Origin of the sequence: Streptomyces toxytricini, from assembly GCF_014649915.1 — a bacterium.
GTDB classification, from domain to species: domain Bacteria; phylum Actinomycetota; class Actinomycetes; order Streptomycetales; family Streptomycetaceae; genus Streptomyces; species Streptomyces toxytricini.
The window spans coordinates 151,704-168,142 of record NZ_BMTY01000002.1 but is presented as its reverse complement, the minus strand read 5'-3'; the positions used below and the strand labels follow the sequence as shown (position 1 = coordinate 168,142).

General features: G+C 72.8%; 16 protein-coding genes, 1 tRNA gene and 1 pseudogene. 11 read left to right on the top strand and 7 right to left on the bottom strand.

Annotated elements, in window-relative coordinates; all coding sequences use genetic code 11:
• Positions 1 to 28: 28 nt before the first annotated feature.
• Positions 29 to 1,333, top strand: coding sequence for a hypothetical protein (locus IE170_RS02955; RefSeq protein WP_223855503.1), 1,305 nt, complete (start codon positions 29 to 31; stop codon positions 1,331 to 1,333).
• Positions 1,334 to 1,361: 28 nt separating this feature from the next.
• On the opposite strand, the gene IE170_RS02950 is transcribed toward IE170_RS02955, so the two are convergent.
• The gene (locus IE170_RS02950; RefSeq protein ID WP_189807737.1) at positions 1,362 to 2,729 is read right to left on the bottom strand and encodes a serine/threonine-protein kinase; all 1,368 of its coding nucleotides are present in this window, start codon (positions 2,727 to 2,729) and stop codon (positions 1,362 to 1,364) included.
• Positions 2,730 to 2,773: 44 nt separating this feature from the next.
• A complete protein-coding gene (locus IE170_RS02945; RefSeq protein WP_125540936.1) occupies positions 2,774 to 3,322 on the bottom strand; it encodes a helix-turn-helix domain-containing protein in 549 nt (182 codons plus the stop codon).
• A 163-nt stretch (positions 3,323 to 3,485) separates the two neighbouring features.
• Here IE170_RS02945 and IE170_RS02940 point away from each other — a divergent pair.
• The 3 genes from IE170_RS02940 to IE170_RS02930 all read left to right on the top strand — a co-directional run bounded on the left by IE170_RS02940 (position 3,486) and on the right by IE170_RS02930 (position 4,993).
• Positions 3,486 to 3,558: transfer RNA gene (locus IE170_RS02940), tRNA-Ala, on the top strand.
• A gap of 116 nt (positions 3,559 to 3,674) precedes the next feature.
• Complete coding sequence (locus IE170_RS02935) at positions 3,675 to 4,397, top strand: hypothetical protein (protein ID WP_189807736.1); 723 nt, start codon at positions 3,675 to 3,677, stop codon at positions 4,395 to 4,397.
• A 125-nt stretch (positions 4,398 to 4,522) separates the two neighbouring features.
• On the top strand, positions 4,523 to 4,993 hold the full coding sequence (locus tag IE170_RS02930; RefSeq protein WP_189807735.1) for a LysM peptidoglycan-binding domain-containing protein: 471 nt from the start codon (positions 4,523 to 4,525) through the stop codon (positions 4,991 to 4,993).
• A 73-nt stretch (positions 4,994 to 5,066) separates the two neighbouring features.
• Here the strand turns inward: IE170_RS02930 and IE170_RS02925 are convergent, their stop codons facing one another.
• Positions 5,067 to 5,744 carry a DUF5324 family protein gene (locus IE170_RS02925; protein ID WP_189807734.1) on the bottom strand — a complete coding sequence of 226 codons (678 nt, stop codon included), beginning with the start codon at positions 5,742 to 5,744 and terminating at the stop codon, positions 5,067 to 5,069.
• A gap of 174 nt (positions 5,745 to 5,918) precedes the next feature.
• Between IE170_RS02925 and IE170_RS02920 the strand changes: the two genes are divergently transcribed.
• Together IE170_RS02920 and IE170_RS02915 are read left to right on the top strand one after the other, a co-directional pair.
• A complete protein-coding gene (locus IE170_RS02920) occupies positions 5,919 to 6,446 on the top strand; it encodes a peptidylprolyl isomerase (RefSeq protein ID WP_189807733.1) in 528 nt (175 codons plus the stop codon).
• 94 nt (positions 6,447 to 6,540) lie between these two features.
• Entirely contained in the window at positions 6,541 to 7,416 is an 876-nt protein-coding gene (locus IE170_RS02915) for a rhomboid family intramembrane serine protease (RefSeq protein ID WP_189807732.1), read from the top strand.
• A 145-nt stretch (positions 7,417 to 7,561) separates the two neighbouring features.
• Here IE170_RS02915 and crgA read toward each other — a convergent pair whose 3' ends face one another.
• Positions 7,562 to 7,813 (bottom strand): cell division protein CrgA, encoded by a 252-nt coding sequence (crgA, locus tag IE170_RS02910; RefSeq protein ID WP_189807731.1) that lies wholly within the window; start codon positions 7,811 to 7,813, stop codon positions 7,562 to 7,564.
• 90 nt (positions 7,814 to 7,903) lie between these two features.
• Here crgA and IE170_RS02905 point away from each other — a divergent pair, with 90 nt between their 5' ends.
• The 5 genes and pseudogenes from IE170_RS02905 (at position 7,904) to IE170_RS02885 (ending at position 11,192) form a co-directional block, all read left to right on the top strand.
• The gene (locus IE170_RS02905; RefSeq protein ID WP_189807730.1) at positions 7,904 to 8,692 is read left to right on the top strand and encodes a DUF881 domain-containing protein; all 789 of its coding nucleotides are present in this window, start codon (positions 7,904 to 7,906) and stop codon (positions 8,690 to 8,692) included.
• 128 nt (positions 8,693 to 8,820) lie between these two features.
• Positions 8,821 to 8,997, top strand: coding sequence for a hypothetical protein (locus tag IE170_RS02900; RefSeq protein ID WP_185902496.1), 177 nt, complete (start codon positions 8,821 to 8,823; stop codon positions 8,995 to 8,997).
• Positions 8,994 to 9,632 (top strand): aminodeoxychorismate/anthranilate synthase component II, encoded by a 639-nt coding sequence (locus IE170_RS02895; RefSeq protein WP_189807729.1) that lies wholly within the window; start codon positions 8,994 to 8,996, stop codon positions 9,630 to 9,632. Before IE170_RS02900 ends, IE170_RS02895 begins: the two co-directional genes overlap by 4 nt.
• Positions 9,587 to 10,441, top strand: a pseudogene (locus IE170_RS02890) (class E sortase); the annotation flags it as partial. The gene IE170_RS02895 and the pseudogene IE170_RS02890, both read left to right, overlap by 46 nt.
• Positions 10,442 to 10,478: 37 nt before the next feature.
• Positions 10,479 to 11,192 carry a class E sortase gene (locus tag IE170_RS02885; protein ID WP_189807727.1) on the top strand — a complete coding sequence of 238 codons (714 nt, stop codon included), beginning with the start codon at positions 10,479 to 10,481 and terminating at the stop codon, positions 11,190 to 11,192.
• A gap of 89 nt (positions 11,193 to 11,281) precedes the next feature.
• On the opposite strand, the gene pknB is transcribed toward IE170_RS02885, so the two are convergent.
• The 3 genes from pknB to IE170_RS02870 all read right to left on the bottom strand — a co-directional run bounded on the left by pknB (position 11,282) and on the right by IE170_RS02870 (position 16,437).
• Positions 11,282 to 13,309, bottom strand: coding sequence for a Stk1 family PASTA domain-containing Ser/Thr kinase (gene pknB, locus IE170_RS02880; protein ID WP_189807726.1), 2,028 nt, complete (start codon positions 13,307 to 13,309; stop codon positions 11,282 to 11,284).
• Positions 13,310 to 13,549: 240 nt separating this feature from the next.
• Positions 13,550 to 15,016 (bottom strand): peptidoglycan D,D-transpeptidase FtsI family protein, encoded by a 1,467-nt coding sequence (locus IE170_RS02875; protein WP_189807725.1) that lies wholly within the window; start codon positions 15,014 to 15,016, stop codon positions 13,550 to 13,552.
• The gene (locus tag IE170_RS02870) at positions 15,013 to 16,437 is read right to left on the bottom strand and encodes an FtsW/RodA/SpoVE family cell cycle protein (RefSeq protein WP_189807724.1); all 1,425 of its coding nucleotides are present in this window, start codon (positions 16,435 to 16,437) and stop codon (positions 15,013 to 15,015) included. The genes IE170_RS02875 and IE170_RS02870 overlap by 4 nt, the downstream gene beginning before the upstream one ends.
• Positions 16,438 to 16,439 lie beyond the last annotated feature (2 nt).

The window sequence follows — 16,439 nt, the reverse complement described above, 5'->3', positions numbered from 1 at the left end:
TGCTTTGGCAAAAACGGGGGTGGGCGTGATGGGTGGGCTGCGCAGGACGCTGCCGGCGGCGGCCGCGGCCCTGGGTCTGGCGGCGGGGCTGCCGGGCACCGCGTACGCGGCCGGGGAGCCGCTGCCGACGTACCGGACGGCCGACGGGGCGCGCCCGGTGCAGGGCGCGGAGTCCTCGGCCGACGCCCCGGCCCTGGAGCCGGGCGCGGTGTACGGCGACAGCCTCGCTCCCGGCAGCCGCTTCTACCGGCTGAACCTCGACGGCACCTCCAGCGTGTACGTCTCCGCGGTCCTGGTGCCGGGGCCCGGGGCCAGGATCGACTCCGGCGGCGACGGCCTGGAGGTCACGCTGATGACCACCGGAGGCCGCTCCTGCCCGGGCAGCCCCGGCCGGACGACCTTCGGCTACGGCCTCGGCGCCCGGCCGATCGGCGCCGCGGCGGTGCGCCGGCTCCAGGAGGACGGCGACTGCCAGCAGGCCGGCGTCTACTACGTGAAGGTCACCCGGGAGGCCTCGAAGAACTCCGACCGGTCCCCGTGGCCCGTGGAGCTCACCGTCTCCCGCGAACCCGGCCTGAAGACCGGCAGCGCCCCCGCGGCCGCCCCCAGCGGATGGCCGTCCACCCCGCCGCAGCCCCCGGCGTCCGAGCCGGTGGCCCGCGAGGGCGGCACCGGCTTCAACGACGCCCGCGCCCTGGGCACGGGGGTGTGGCGGGACGGCCTGAGGCCCGGTCAGACGCGCTTCTACCGGGTGCCGCTGGACTGGGGCCAGCAGCTGTCGGTCGGCGCGGAGCTGGCCGCGGCCAAGCTGACGAAGGACTTCGCCTCCGCCTCCACCGGGCTCGGCGTCACCCTGTACACGCCCTACCGCAGCGTGCTCGACGACAAGGACACCGGCTACGACGGCAAGCAGGCGGGCCTCACCCTGCCGCCCACCGCGCCGGTCGCCTACGAGAACCGGTTCGCGAGCAGCTCCGAGGCGGGCGGGGCCCGGGTCGCCGGCTGGTACTACCTGGCCGTCACGCTCGGCGAGAAGGTCGGGGAGTTCACGGAGGACGCCGTCCCCGTACCGCTGACGCTGCGGCTGACCGTGCAGGGCAAGGCGGCGGCCCCGCCCCCGTATGCGGAGGGGCTGGCCCGCTCCGGCTTCGGCATCGGCGACGCGGACCGCGCGGCGGCCCGGGAGGGCCTGACGGAGCCGGAGGCGGCCCTGGCCGCCGACCGGCGGGCGACCATGGGCACCGTCGCGGCGGGCGGCTTCGGCACCGGGACGCTGCTCCTGCTCGTCCTGGGCGGCTGGCTGCTGCTGGCCCGGCGGGGGCGCACCGGCTGACGGGCCCGCGCCCCGGCGCGGCTCGCCCTCAGGTCTGGGCCAGTGCCCACACGCCGACGGCGAAGCACAGCAGCGCTGCCGCCAGGAGCGCCGCGGCGGCCGCCTTCGACGGCGGGGCGACGCGCCCGCGGCCGGCCGGGGCGGGCACCGCGGCCGCGCCCCCGTCCGGGGCAGGCTCCGGCGCCGGCGGGGCGGGCTGCGGCACGGCGTGGGCCGGCGGGGCCAGGTGGAAGCCGCCCGTCGCGGAGGAGTCCTGGTACGCGGGCGCCTGCACGGCCGCCCGGGCGGGTACGGCGCCCCGGACGGGTGCGGGAGCCGCATGCGCAGGGGGAGCGGGGGGTGCCGGTGCGGCCGCGGCCGCGCGGGGGTCCGTACGGGTCGGCTCGCCGGCCCCCGCGCGGGCCGTCGGCACACCGCCCGGCGGCGAAGGGGCCGCCGGGGTGCCCGCGGCGGCCGCAGCCGCCGCGGTGGCGGCTCCCGCAGCGCTCCGGGGGTCCGGGCCGGCGCCCGCGGCGCGTTCGGGGCCCTGCGGGCCGAAGCCCGGCGGCAGCGGGCCGAGTTGGTCGAAGACCTCCACGTCGGCCGATTCGGGCGGGTCCGCCGGCAGTAGCTCCACGGCCTCGGCGAGGGCCCTGCGGACGCCCGTGGCGGTCTTGAAACGGCTCTGCGGGTCGGGCTGGAGGAGGTTCGCGACGACGTCCCACAGCGGCGCGGGCACGCCCTCGGGGGCGTCCGGGGTGCCGTGGGCGCGGAAGTGCTCCACCAGGGCGCGGGAGTCGGGCCTGGTGCCCTGGAGGAGGTACAGCGCGACCAGTCCGACCGCGAACAGGTCCGCGGGGAAGTCGGGTTCGGCGCCGAGGAGCTGCTCGGGCGCGAAGTAGCCGGGGGTGCCCACCACGTAGTCGGTCTCGGTGAGGCGGGGCTCGCCCTTGCGCATCGAGATGCCGAAGTCGGACAGCCGAAGGTGCGGCCGGCCGGTCCCGGTCGCCTCCAGCAGGATGTTGGCGGGCTTGATGTCGCGGTGGACGACGCCCTCCGCGTGCACCGCGGCCAGCCCCGCGAGGAGCTGGTCGAGGAGCGTGCACACGAAGCGCGGCGGCAGCGGCCCGTAGTCGCCGATCAGGTGGGCGAGCGAGCCGCCTCCGACCAGGTCCATCGTGAAGAGGACCTTGTCGTCGTCCGCCGCCCAGCTGGCCGGTGCCAGGACGTTCGGGTGGTCGATCCGCAGGGCCTGCTCGCGCACGAAGCGCAGCAGGGTGTGGGCGTCGCCCTGCTGGAGGACCTTGGCGGCGACGTACCGCCGCCGCCGCTGGTCCCAGGCCCGCCAGACGGCGCCCATGCCGCCCCGGCCGATCGGGTCGACCAGCTCGTAGCGGCCGGCGAAGACCTCACCCATGGCTGTGCATCCCCCGTTGTGGTGTCCGTCCGCGCCCGGAGGCGTCAGTTCTGATGCGCCTCGTAGTGCGCGACGGCGTCCGCCGTGCGGCCGGCGCCGTACACCCGGAGGAACTCGGCGAGCTCCGGGTGGCTGGGCGCGAGACTGTTCGCGGCGTCGAGTATGTCGCCGGCGGCGGAGACCGACCGCAGCAGGGACTGGATCTCGCGGACGACGCGCTTGACCGTCGGGGCGCCCGAACCGGTGCTGTTCTGGGTGCTGCTGCTGAGGACGGAGCCGCCCTGGGTCCGCTTGATCTCGTCCATGCGGTCGGTGGCCTCGGCGGCGCTGACGCTGCCGTCCGCCACCTGGCTCGCAAGGTCCTGGAGCGCCTGCACCCGCTGCACCACCGCGGGGTTGCCGATCTTCGCCCGCTGGCCGCTCATCAGCTGCGACAGCATGGGCGCCGACAGGCCGAGGACGGCAGCGAGGCGGGCCTGGTTCAGGCCGAGGTCGTCTATGAGCCGGCGGAAGAGGGCACCGAGGGGCTCGCCGTACCAGCTGCGCTGGAGCTCCCTGGCTCTGGCCGTGGCCTCTTGCTGTACTGCGTCCACTCTTCCTACTCCCCTTCGCTGGTGCGAACCTCGCCGAGCATCTTACGGAGAGTGGTCGCACGAGGGGAGTCCCCATCATTTTGCGGGATGCGGCCGAGAACCCGGTACTCTGTTGTGCGGAACGGCCACTCCTCTGCCGGGGGATTGGTCGCGTCCGCGTTCCGGGGCTTTAGCTCAGTTGGTAGAGCGCTGCCTTTGCAAGGCAGATGTCAGGAGTTCGAATCTCCTAAGCTCCACCGGAAGAGAGGCCCCTGGCCTGCGAACACGCAGGCCAGGGGCCTTTTTCGCGTGTGCGCGGCCAGGCCTGCGGGCCTACGCTGGGCGGGGGGCGTTCCCCTGCGGAGGTGACGAGATGGCCCGGTTCCGGAAGGCGGCCGCCGCACTGGCCGCCGGCTGCTCGGCCGCACTGCTGACGGGCCTCGCCCCGGCCGGCAACGGCATCGAGGACGAGAGCCCCCGCGCGATCGTCGACAAGGCCCGGACGGAGCTGACGCAGGCCCGCTCCGTGCACATGGTGGCGCACGCCGACGGGGAGAAGGGGGCGACCACCCTCGACCTCCGCTTCGACGTGGACGGCAACTGCGCCGGGTCGGTGTCCCTTCCGCGCGGCGGGGGCCGCGCCGAGATCGTCAAGCGCGGCCAGGACATCTGGGTGAAGCCGGACGGGGCCTTCCTCCGGTCGCAGGTGCCCGCGCCGGCCGCGGACGGCGCCGCCGCCCTGATCGGCGACCGCTGGCTGCACGGCACGTCCGACAACGTCCTGCTGCGCAAGCTCACCGACGTCTGCGACCTGAAGGACTTCCAGCGCGCCTACGCCTCCCGGCTGACCACCGGACAGCTGCGCAAGGGCGGCCCCGCGACCGTCGGCGGCACCCCGGCGGTCACCGTCACCGGGACCCGCGGCGGCGACACGGCCACCTTCTACGTCGCCACCGAGGGCGAACCCCGCCTGCTGCGCCTCGAAGGCCGCGAGGACGGGCGGAGCGCGCGGGCGGACTTCCTGGAGTACGGCGCCCCGGTGCCGGCCCGCACCCCGCCGCCGGGGGAGTCGGTGGACATCTCCGAGCTCCGGTAGCGGCCGGTCCGGGGCGCCGGACGTCCCCCGGACGGGTCGGCCGCGGGGCCCGCGGCAGGGACCTGTCCGACAGTGGAGTGGCAGGCACGGAGCCGGGGGGCGAGACCACGCCGGAGGCGCATGACATGGGACTCTTCGACTTCCTGAAGTCCGAGAAGAAGAAGCAGGCTGCTGCCCGGAAGGCCGCCGGTACGGCGCCCGCCGACTATGCGGCGACCTACACCGACGCGGTCAACGCGACGCGCGCCGCCGCCGAGCGGATGGCCGCCGCGGCCCCGCCGAAGGCCGCTCCGGGACCGCCGAAGGCCGCGGCCCCGCAGCGCCCCGCCGCGGCGGGCCGGCCGCCGCACACGCCGACGCCGTCCTCGGCGGCGCACAAGGCCGTCCCGGCGGCCCCCGCGCCGGAGCCCGGGCCCGCGGCGGGCGCCGCCAAGCGCACGTACACGGTGCGCAAGGGCGACACGCTGATGCTGATCGCCCGCCGGGAGCTCGGCAACGAGGCCCGCTGGCGGGAGCTGTACGCCGTGAACCGCGCGGTCATCGGATCCGACCCGCACCTGGTCCACCCCGGACAGGTGCTCACCCTGCCGGGCTGAGGCCGCAGGGCGACGCGCGGGGCCCGGATCCACCGGATCCGGGCCCCGCGCACGCACCGCCCACGGCGGCCGCTCACTCCTCCTCGGTGGCCTCGCGCTCCTTCTCGGCGAGCTCGTCGTCGAAGCTCGCCGCGGCGTCCTGGCGGGAGGACAGCTCGGTCGCGGCGGGCGGCTCGACCAGCCAGTCCGGGCTCGACTGCCGGTCCCACCAGCGCCAGGCGGCGTACGCGGCGCCGGCCGCGGCCGCGGCCACCGCCAGCCCCTTGAGCACGCGCCCGGTGCGGGCCCGCCGCTCGTGCCGCCTGATCAGCCGCTGCACCTCCTGCGCCGACACCTGGCCGCGCAGCGCCGCGATCGCCGCCACGGACCGGGAGGCGGCCTCCTCGGCCACGGGGCGGCCCGCCGCGATGGCGTGCTCCAGCCTCGGGCCCGCGTAGTCGGCGGCCTGCCGGGCCACTCGGCGCGTCTCGTGCACGGCCTGGACGGCGGCACGGTCGACGTTCGGCGGCACATGCGTGCGCGCGGCCTTCAGCCGCGGATGCAGATGGCACTCGTACGCCGTGCGCGCCTGCCGCGACGCCTGGTGGGCCGTCTGGGCCACCAGCGGCGCGAGCCGGTCGTTCGCCTCGTGCGCGTAGTGGACCGCCGCCTCCTTGGCGGTCTCTGCGTACGGCGCCACCACTTCCGCTGCGTGCCTCATGGTGTCCCGGGCGCTGTCGGCGCACAGGCGCACGCTGTCCTTGCGGGTCACGTGATCCTCCTCATCGGTGGCGGACACAGTTCACCTTTCCACCCTTTGTCGGATCATGCCTGGGTTGGCGGCGGGCGGCATGCACGACAGGGCATCCGGGTGGGCGATTTCCGTTCCGTACCGCTCTCCGTGGGAGGATCGGGAACCGACAGTGCCGACTAGGAAGGCGGACCCGTGGCCGACAAGCTCTACGCCACCCTGAAGACCAGCCACGGCGACATCGAGGTCGAGCTGCTGGAGAACTTCGCCCCGAAGACCGTGCGGAACTTCGTGGAGCTCGCCACCGGCGCGCGCGAGTGGACCCGCCCCACCGACGGCCAGAAGACGACGGACCCGCTGTACGACGGCACGGTCTTCCACCGCGTCATCAGCGGCTTCATGATCCAGGGCGGCGACCCGCTGGGGAACGGCACCGGCGGCCCCGGCTACCAGTTCGCCGACGAGTTCCACCCCGACCTGGCCTTCACCAAGCCGTACCTGCTGGCCATGGCCAACGCCGGGCCGGGCACCAACGGCTCGCAGTTCTTCATCACCGTCGCCCCCACCGCGTGGCTCACGCGCAAGCACACGATCTTCGGCGAGGTGACGGGCGCGGCCGGCCGGAAGGTCGTCGACACCATCGCCGGGCTGCCGACGAACCCCCGCACCGAGCGGCCGCTGGAGGACGTCGTCATCCAGTCCGTGACGGTCGAGCGGCGCTGACGCCGGGCCGGGAACCTTCCGCCCCGCCCGTCCGTCCTGAGGGCATACCGGACCGGCGGGGCGCGCCGTGCCCCGCCGCTGATCGAGGGGACCGATGGACAGCGACCGCCTGCCGGGCTGCTACCGCCACCCGGACCGCGACACGGCCATCCGCTGCACCCGCTGCGAGCGGCCCGTCTGCCCGGACTGCATGATCAGCGCAGCCGTGGGCTTCCAGTGCCCCGACTGCGTCCGCGGGGGCTCCGGCACGGGGCACCGGCCGGGGGCGAACGCGCCGCGGACGCTGGCGGGCGGCCGGGTCGAGTCCGACCCCCACCTCGTCGCCAAGGTCCTCATCGGGGTGAACGCCGCCGTGTTCCTCGCGGCCCTGGCCGTGCCCGGCCTGGCGGTGCAGCTGGAGCTGCTCGGGCTGTACGTGCAGTTCTGGGGCGGCCCCGTGCAGGGCGTGGCCACCGGGGAGTACCACCGGCTGCTGACGTCGGTGTTCCTGCACGTGGAGTGGTGGCACATCGCGGGCAACATGCTCGCCCTGTGGTTCCTCGGCGCTCCGCTGGAGGCCGCGCTCGGCCGGGCCCGCTTCCTCGCCCTCTACGTGCTGTCCGGGCTCGGCGGGAGCGCCGTGGTGTACCTGCTGACGCCGCCGAACGCGCCGACGCTCGGCGCCTCGGGCGCGGTGTTCGGGCTGCTGGGGGCGACCGTGGTGCTGGTGCGGCGCACGCGCCAGGACATGCGCCCGGTCGTGGTCATGCTCGTGCTGATGCTGGTGCTGACCTTCGCGCCGTACGGGGGCCGGCTGGAGGTGTCCTGGCAGGCGCACGTGGGAGGCCTGGTCACGGGCCTGCTGCTCGGGGCGGCCATGATCCGGCCCGCCGGCGGGGGAAAGCGCCCGCTCATCCAGTGGGGTGCCTGTGCGGCGGTGTTCCTGCTGGTCGCGGCGCTGGTGCTGGTCCGGACGGCGGCACTCACCTGATCACACCGGCGTCAACCCTCCACAAGGTTATCCACAGATCTTCTGCCTTTTCCTCAGGTGTGGATGACGCTGTGGATAACTCATGGGGAGAACTTGCGGGCCGGGCGGCCGGTGTGCTCCGAGCCGCCCGGGCCCCGCGACCTGCCTACTTCCACTGCGTGGAGACGCCGAACCCGGCCGCGATGAATCCGAACCCGACCACGATGTTCCAGTTGCCGATGGACTCGATCGGCAGCTGGGTCTCGCTCACGTAGAAGACGACGATCCAGGCCAGGCCGATCAGGAAGAACGCCAGCATGACCGGGGCGACCCAGCTCCGGTTCGTCAGCTTGATCGGCTGCGCCTTCACGGGCGGCGGGGTGAACTCGTCCTTCTTGCGGATACGTGACTTCGGCACGAGGGGCTCTCCTGTCGATGCGCTGGGGACCTGCCTGCCCCGGGCGTCCGTTAGCGTAGTGGACCTGTGGCGTTGAAGGAGAAGGGTACGTTGAGCGATTCCGACGACTCCTCCGCGGGTCCCCGTCGCCGGTTCCGGGCGGTCCGGCTGCTCACGGCCGCCGTCTTCGCCCTGGCCGGACTCATCTTCGTCACCAGCTTCAACACCTCCAAGGGTACGAACATCCGCACGGACGCCTCGCTCCTGCGGCTCACCGACCTCATCCACGAGCGCAGCCAGGACAACGCGCTGCTGGAGCAGTCCACCGCGGCCGCCCGCGGCCGCGTGGAGGCCCTCGCCGACCGCGACGACGGCAGCACCCGCGCCGAGGACGCCAGGCTGGCCGCCCTGCGCGCCACCGCCGGACTGGAGCCGCTGTCCGGCAAGGGCCTCACCGTCACCCTCAACGACGCCCCGCCGAACGCCACCGCCCGCATCCCGAACGTCCCCGAGCCGCAGCCCAACGACCTGGTCATCCACCAGCAGGACCTCCAGGCCGTCGTGAACGCCCTGTGGCAGGGCGGCGCCCAGGGCATCCAGGTCATGGACCAGCGGCTGATCTCGACCAGCGCGGTGCGCTGCGTCGGCAACACCCTGATCCTCCAGGGCCGCGTCTACTCGCCGCCCTACAAGGTGAGCGCCGTCGGCGACCCCGCCGCGCTGCGCCGGGCGCTCGCGGCCTCCCCTGCACTGCAGAACTACCAGATGTACGTCGCCGCGTACGGGCTCGGCTGGAAGGTCGACGAGCCCAGGGAGCTGAAGCTCCCCGGCTACTCCGGCACCGTCGACCTCCACCACGCCAAGCCGGCCGACGCCCCCTCCGCGCCCGCCACGCCCTGACCCGCCGGCGGCCCGCGCCCCCCGGGCCCGTCCGGGGTTCGGGCAGGAGCCCCTCCCCGGTGCGCCGCTGGCTTTACCCTGTGTGCGTACCGCCCCCGCGGTGCGAGAGCGAAAGGGACGCGGACGGGATGTACGGCTGGATCTGGCGGCATCTGCCGGGCAACGCGTGGGTGCGCGCGCTGATCTCCCTCGTACTCGTCCTCGCGGTGGTCTACGTGCTGTTCCAGTACGTCTTCCCGTGGGCCGAGCCGCTCCTTCCGTTCAACGACGTAACGGTGGACGAGGGATCGGGAGCCACTCCGTGAGCGCGCGCATTCTGGTCGTGGACAACTACGACAGCTTTGTCTTCAACCTGGTCCAGTACCTGTACCAGCTCGGCGCCGAGTGCGAGGTGCTGCGCAACGACGAGGTCGCCCTCGCCCACGCCCAGGACGGCTTCGACGGCGTGCTCCTCTCCCCTGGGCCGGGCACCCCCGAGGAGGCGGGCGTCTGCGTCGACATGGTCCGCCACTGCGCCGCCACCGGCGTCCCCGTCTTCGGCGTCTGCCTCGGCATGCAGTCCATGGCCGTCGCGTACGGCGGCGTCGTCGGCCGCGCGCCCGAGCTGCTGCACGGCAAGACCTCCCCGGTGGTCCACGAGGGGCTCGGGGTCTTCCGCGGGCTCCCCTCGCCCTTCACCGCGACCCGCTACCACTCGCTCGCGGCCGAGCCGCAGACCCTGCCGGACGCGCTGGAGGTCACGGCGCGGACCGAGGACGGCATCATCATGGGCCTGCGGCACCGCGAGCACGACGTCGAGGGCGTGCAGTTCCACCCCGAGTCGGTGCTCACCGAGTGGGGCCACCGGATGCTCGCCAACTGGCTCGTCCGCTGCGGCGACGAGGGCGCGGTCGAGCGCTCCGCGGGGCTGGCCCCGGTGGTGGGCAAGGCCGTCGCGTGACCTCGCTCGCGCCGTCCGCCCCCACGGAGGGCCGGGCCGCGCGGCGCAGGGCCGCCCAGCAGGCCGCCAGACGGGCCCGCAGGCGCGGGGGCGGGCGGAGGCGCAAGCGGCCGGCCTCGGGCGGCCCTGCGGTCGTCCTGAGCCGTCTGGCGGGCGAACTGCTGATCACCACGGGGCTGGTGATGCTGCTGTTCGTCGCCTACCAGCTCTGGTACACCAACGTGCTCGCGCAGCGCACGGCCGACGGGGCCGCCGGCTCGCTGCGCCAGACCTGGGAGCGGCAGCCCGAGCGGGACGCCGCCCCGCCGCCGGCCGCCTTCGAGCCGGGCCAGGGCTTCGCCATCCTCCACATCCCGAAACTGGACGTGAAGGTGCCCGTCGCCGAAGGCACCAGCAAGGCCAAGGTGCTGGACCGCGGCATGGTCGGGCACTACGCGGACGGGGCGCTGAAGACGGCGATGCCCTCGGACAGGCAGGGCAACTTCGCGGTCGCGGGCCACCGCAACACGCACGGCGAGCCGTTCCGCTTCATCAACCGGCTGGTGCCGGGCGACCCCATCGTGGTCGAGACCCGGGACGCGTACTACACGTACGAGATGGCCTCGGTGCTGCCGCAGACGCCGCCGACCAACGTGTCCGTGCTCCAACCGGTGCCGAAGGGCTCGGGGTTCACCGAGCCGGGCCGCTACATCACGCTGACGACCTGCACGCCCGAGTTCACCAGCACCTACCGCCTGATCGTATGGGGCAGGATGGTCGACGAACGCCCCCGCGGCCAGGGCGCTCCGCCCGCGCTGGCCGCCCGCTGAGCCCGCAGCGGCTCTCCCGCCCGAAGGACGAACCGCAGTGCCCCCTACCGCGCCGCCCCGGAACCGCAGTCTGCTCGCCGGGTTCCTGAGCCTGCTGGGCGAGTTCCTGATCACGGTCGGCCTGGTGCTCGGCCTGTTCGTGGCGTACTCGCTGTGGTGGACCAACGTGCTCGCCGACCGGCAGGCCTCCTCCCGCGGCGACGAGATCCGCCGCCAGTGGCTGAGCGCCCCCGCGGCCGGCGCCCCCGCCGAGCCGGGCGCGCTGGACACGCAGGGCGGCGTCGGCTTCCTGCACGTGCCGGCGATGGGCGGCGGCGAGGTGCTCGTCAAGCGGGGCACGTCGCCCGAGGTGCTGAACCACGGCGTCGCCGGCTACTACACGGACCCGGTGAAGTCGGCGCTGCCCTGGGAGGCCGCCGGGAACTTCGCGCTGGCGGCGCACCGCGACGGGCACGGCGCCAAGTTCCACGACATCCACAAGGTCCGCAGGGGCGACGCGATCGTCTTCGAGACGCGGGACACCTGGTACGTCTACAAGGCCTTCGCGGAACTGCGGCAGACCTCCAAGTACAACACCGACGTCATCTCCCCCGTGCCCAAGGAGTCGGGCAGGACGGCCCCGGGCCGCTACATCACCCTGACGACCTGCACCCCCGTCTACACCTCGAAGTACCGCTACGTGGTGTGGGGCGAGCTGGTGCGCACGGAGAAGGTCGACGCGAAGCGGACGCCGCCGGCCGAGCTGCGCTGAGGCGCCGCCGGCCCCGGCCGGCAGGCACGCAAGGGGCCCGGCTCCTCCCGCGGGGGAGTGGCCGGGCCCCTTCGGGTTCCCGAGGCCGGTCAGCGGCCGCCGGTCAGGCCTCCGAAGAAGCCGCCGTTGTTGCCGCCCTGCTGGTTGCCGCCGCCGGGAACGGTGAAGACGTTCACCGCGCTGCCGGTCTGGACGGGCGAGCCCGCGTTCGGGTCGGAGCGCACGATCACCGCGTTGTCGTCGGTCGGGCCCGACAGGACCTGGCCGAAGGTCAGTCCCCGCGACGCGAGGAACTGCTTGGCCTGTCCGACGGTCTGTCCGGCGAGGTTCGGGACCTGGGTCGGCTGTGCTCCTTTGCTGATCTGCACGTTGACCGTCGTCCCCGGGGCCAGCTGCTCGCCGGCCGGGTACTGCTGCTGGACGATGGTCTTCGGCGTTGCGCCCGGCGAGTCGACCTCGGTCGTGCTGCCCAGCTTCAGCTTCGCGGCGTTGAGGAGTTTGATCGCCTCCTCGCGGGTCTTGCCCATGATGTCCGGCATCGCCGTCTTGGCCGGCTCCTTGGCCACCGTCAGCGTGACCGTCGAGCCCTGCTGGGCCTGCGCGCCGGGCTTCGGACTCTGCTCCAGGACCGTGCCGGGGGTCCGCTCGGAGTCCTGGAGCTTCTTCTCGACCTGGAACTTCTTGTCCCTGAGCGCCTTCTCCGCCTCCTCGAACGGCATGTTGAGAACGTCGGGCAGGGACTGCATCGGCGCGCCGGCGGAGATCGTGAGCTTGATCACGGTGCCCTCGTCGACGCGGGTGTCGGCAGCCGGATCCTGCTTGCAGACGCTGCCCTTGGGCTGGTCCGCGCAGGGCTCGTCGCCCGCCTTCTCCACCTTGAGCCCGACGTTGTCGGCGCTCCGCTGCGCCGCGTCGAAGGTCTGGCCGACCAGCTTCGGCACGGCGGGCCGGTTGTCGGCCGTGCTGCTGAAGAGCGAGCGGCCGATCAGGATCGCCCCGACCAGCACCAGTATTCCCGCCGTGACGAGCAGGATCGTCGAGGCCCGGCTCTTCTTCTGCTGCCGGCCGCGGCCGTGGCCCTGGTCGTAGCCGGGGCCCTGGTCCGGGTAGTAGCCGCCGTCGCCGCCCGGCGGCATCGGCGGCATCATCGACGTCTGGCCGGCGTCGGCCGGGCGCATGGCGGTGGTCGGCTGGTCGTAGCCCTGCGACCCGTACGCGTGGTTCGGGTCGGGGTAGCCGTAGCCGGCCGTGCCCATCGTCGCGGCCGCGGCGACCGGCTGGCCCTCCAGGCAGGCCTCGATGTCGGCGCGCATCTCGTCGGCCGACTGGTAGCGGTAGTCGGGGTCCTTGACGAGCGCCTTCAGCACGATCGCGTCCATCTCGGGCGTGATCTCGGGGTCGAAGTTCGACGGCGGCTGGGGCTCTTCGCGGACGTGCTGGTAGGCGACCGCCACGGGGGAGTCGCCGATGAACGGGGGCCGCACGCACAGCAGCTCGTACAGCAGGCAGCCCGCGGAGTAGAGGTCGGAGCGCGCGTCGACCTGCTCGCCCTTGGCCTGCTCCGGGGAGAGGTACTGGGCGGTGCCGATGACGGCCGCGGTCTGGGTCATGGTCATGCCCGAATCGCCCATGGCGCGGGCGATGCCGAAGTCCATGACCTTGACCTGGCCGGTCCGGGTGAGCATGACGTTGGCGGGCTTGATGTCGCGGTGGACGATGCCGGCGCGGTGCGAGTACTCCAGCGCCTGGAGGATGCCGATCGTCATCTCCAGCGTGCGCTCGGGCAGCAGCTTGCGGCCGGAGTGCAGGAGCTCGCGCAGGGTCGAGCCGTCGACGTACTCCATCACGATGTACGGGATGGAGATGTTGTCGACGTAGTCCTCGCCGGTGTCGTAGACCGCGACGATCGCCGGGTGGTTGAGCGAGGCTGCCGACTGGGCCTCGCGCCGGAACCGGGCCTGGAAGGACGGGTCTCGGGCCAGGTCGGCGCGCAGGGTCTTGACGGCGACGGTACGGCCGAGCCGGGTGTCGTGGGCGAGGTACACCTCGGCCATGCCACCGCGGCCGAGCACGTGGCTCAGCTCGTACCGGCCGCCGAGGCGACGCGGCTCTTCCATAACGTTCCAGCCCTCTCCGTCAGTCCCGACCGCACCCGTGTGTGGTCCGGCGGTGTGCTGTTCGCGCAAAGGCTACCGGCCGATCGTCGGTGATCGGTTGGCGGCCACAGCCTGATACCGGACCGGTACAGTGCGCTCGCTCGGCGGTGCCGCCGGCGGTCCGGTCCCCCGCGGCGGCGGCCCTCGCGCCCCGCTGCGGTCGTCCCATTGTCCGTCCCGTCCGCCGGTCCACCGCGCCCGTCAGATCTTGCTCTTCAGGACGGCTTCCATGACGGCCTTGGCGACCGGGGCGGCCAGGCCGCCGCCGCTGATGTCCTCGCGGTCGGCACTGCTGTCCTCGATGACGACGGCGACGGCGACCGGGGAGGTTCCGTCCGGGTTCTGGACGTAGGAGATGAACCAGGCGTAGGGGCGCTTCTTGTTGCCCTCGCCGTGCTGCGCGGTGCCGGTCTTGCCGCCGACCGTGACGCCCTTGATCTTCGCGGGCTTTCCGGTGCCGTTCTCCACGACGTCGACCATCGTCTGCTGGATCTTCTGCGCGTTCGCGGCGGAGACCGGGCGGCTCATCTCCTCCGGCTCGTGCTTCTCGACCACGTCGAGGTTGGGCGCCGTCAGCTCGTCGACCATGTACGGCTTCATCAGCTTGCCGTCGTTGGCGATGGCGGCGGTCACCATGGCCATCTGCAGCGGGGTGGCCGCCGTGTTGAACTGGCCGATGGAGCTCTGGGCGTTGCCGTCGCGGTTCATCGTCTTGTCGTAGACGCTCGCGAAGGCGCGCACCGGGGTGTCGATCTTGTCGTTGTTGAAGCCGAACTTCTCGGCCGTCTCGACCATCTTGTCCCGGCCGACCTTGTCGCCGAGGTTGGCGAAGACCGAGTTGCAGGAGACGCGCATCGCCGCGAGGAGGCTGGCCTTCTCGCAGCCCTGGGCGTGGTTGACCATCGGCGTCCGGGTGCCGGGCAGGATGTACGGCTCCGGGGTGTCCGTCGGCTCGTTGACGTCCTTGACGACGCCGTGCTCCAGCGCGGCGGCCGCGGTGACGACCTTGAAGGTGGAGCCGGGCGGGTACGTCTCGCGCAGGGCGCGGTTGACGAGCTTCTTGTCCTCGCCGTCCTTCAGCTCGACCCAGGCCTTCTCGTCCGCCTTGGAGTTGCCCGCGAAGCTGCCGGGGTCGTACGAGGGGGTGCTGACCAGGGCCAGGATCGCGCCCGTGCGCGGGTCGATGGCCGCCACCGCGCCCTTGTTGTTGCGGAGCGCGTCGAAGGCGGCCTTCTGCACGTCCGGCATGAGCGTGGTGACGACGTTGCCGCCGGCCTTCTTCTCGCCGGTGAACATGCCGATGGTGCGGTCGAAGAACAGCCGGTCGTCGTTGCCGGTGAGGATCTTGTCCTCCAGGGCCTCCAGCTGCGTGGACCCGAAGGCCTGCGAGGCGTAGCCGGTGACCGGCGCCCACAGGGCGCCGTCGACGTAGGTCCGCTTGTACTTGTAGTCGCTGCCGTCGGTGGCCGTCGAGCCGGTGATGGCCTGGCCGCCCTTGACGATGATGTTGCCGCGCTGGATCGCGTACTGGGCGATCTGGACCCGGCGGTTCTCCTTGCGGGTGCTGAGCTCCTCGGCCTGCACGTACTGCAGCCAGTTCGTGCGCACGAGCAGGGCGAGGACCAGCAGCCCGCAGAAGATCGAGATGCGGCGCAGCGGCTTGTTCATGACGGGCGGACCACCTGGGTCATCTCGGAGTCGGGGGACGGCGCGGGGGCGGGCGCGGGGCGGCGCGCGGTGTCGCTGATCCGGATGAGGATGCCGATCAGGGCCCAGTTGGCGAGGACGGACGAACCGCCGGACGCGAGGAAGGGCATGGTCATGCCGGTCAGCGGGATGAGTCCCATGACGCCGCCGGCGACCACGAAGATCTGGAGCGAGAACGCTCCGGACAGGCCGATGGCGAAGAGCTTGCCGAACGGGTCGCGGGCGGCCAGCGCGGTGCGCACACCCCGCTCGATGATCAGGCCGTACAGCAGGAGGAAGGCCATCACACCGGAGAGCCCGAGCTCCTCGCCGACCGTGGAGAAGATGAAGTCGGAGTTCGCGGCGAAGCCGATGAGGTCCGAGTTGCCCTGGCCCCAGCCGGTGCCGAGGACGCCGCCCGAGCCGAAGCTCATGATCGACTGGCCGACCTGCTCGCAGGCGCCCGAGGTGGTGTAGCAGCCGAAGGGGTCGAGCCAGGCGTTGACGCGGGCCTGGACGTGGCTGGCGAAGGTGCCGACGACGACGGCGCCGCCGACGCTCATGAGCAGGCCGATCACGATCCAGCTGGTCCGCTCGGTCGCCACGTACAGCATGATCACGAACATGCCGAAGAAGAGCAGCGAGGTGCCGAGGTCGTTCTCGAAGACGAGGATGAGCAGGCTCATCGCCCAGATCATCAGGATCGGGCCGAGGTCGCGGCCGCGCGGCAGGTACAGGCCCATGAAGCGGCGGGAGGCGAGCGCCAGGGCGTCGCGCTTGACCATGAGGTAGCCGGCGAAGAAGACCGCGATGACGATCTTGGCGAACTCGCCCGGCTGGATGGAGAAGCCGGCGACGCTGATCCAGATCTTCGCGCCGAAGACGTCCGCGCCGAGGCCCGGGATGACCGGCAGGATCAGCAGGACGAGCGCGGCGGCCATCGAGATGTACGTGAACCGCTGGAGCGTGCGGTGGTCCTTCAGGAGCAGCAGCACCGCGGCGAACAGGGCGATGGCCACCGCGGTGTACATCATCTGGCGCGGCGCCGACTCCGAGAACGCGCCGAAGCTCCGCTTGGCCAGGTTCTGGAGCCGCTCCGACTGGTCGAGCCGCCAGATCAGCACGCAGCCGAGGCCGTTGAGCAGGGTGGCGATCGGCAGCAGCAGCGGGTCGGCGTACTTGGCGTAGCGGCGTACGACGAAGTGGGCGAGGCCCGCCAGGACGGCGAGGCCGCCCCCGTAGGCGAGCATGCCCGGGGGCAGCTCCCCGTGGATCGCGAGACCCACGTTGGCGTAGGCGAAGATCGGGATGACCACGGCGAACACGAGCAGCATGAGCTCGGTGTTCCGCCGGCTCGGCAGCTCGATGGCACCGATGGTGGTCGTGTTGGTGACAACGCTCATGG

Bases quoted from the DNA above. Each gene is read 5' to 3' on its own strand.
- IE170_RS02950 (WP_189807737.1), bottom strand. From the start codon at position 2,729: ATGGGTGAGGTCTTCGCCGGCCGCTACGAGCTGGTCGACCCGATCGGC.
- IE170_RS02900 (WP_185902496.1), top strand. From the start codon at position 8,821: ATGTACGGCTGGATCTGGCGGCATCTGCCGGGCAACGCGTGGGTGCGC.
- IE170_RS02930 (WP_189807735.1), top strand. From the start codon at position 4,523: ATGGGACTCTTCGACTTCCTGAAGTCCGAGAAGAAGAAGCAGGCTGCT.
- IE170_RS02870 (WP_189807724.1), bottom strand. From the start codon at position 16,437: ATGAGCGTTGTCACCAACACGACCACCATCGGTGCCATCGAGCTGCCG.
- IE170_RS02955 (WP_223855503.1), top strand. From the start codon at position 29: ATGGGTGGGCTGCGCAGGACGCTGCCGGCGGCGGCCGCGGCCCTGGGT.
- IE170_RS02915 (WP_189807732.1), top strand. From the start codon at position 6,541: ATGGACAGCGACCGCCTGCCGGGCTGCTACCGCCACCCGGACCGCGAC.
- IE170_RS02935 (WP_189807736.1), top strand. From the start codon at position 3,675: ATGGCCCGGTTCCGGAAGGCGGCCGCCGCACTGGCCGCCGGCTGCTCG.
- IE170_RS02875 (WP_189807725.1), bottom strand. From the start codon at position 15,016: ATGAACAAGCCGCTGCGCCGCATCTCGATCTTCTGCGGGCTGCTGGTC.
- pknB (WP_189807726.1), bottom strand. From the start codon at position 13,309: ATGGAAGAGCCGCGTCGCCTCGGCGGCCGGTACGAGCTGAGCCACGTG.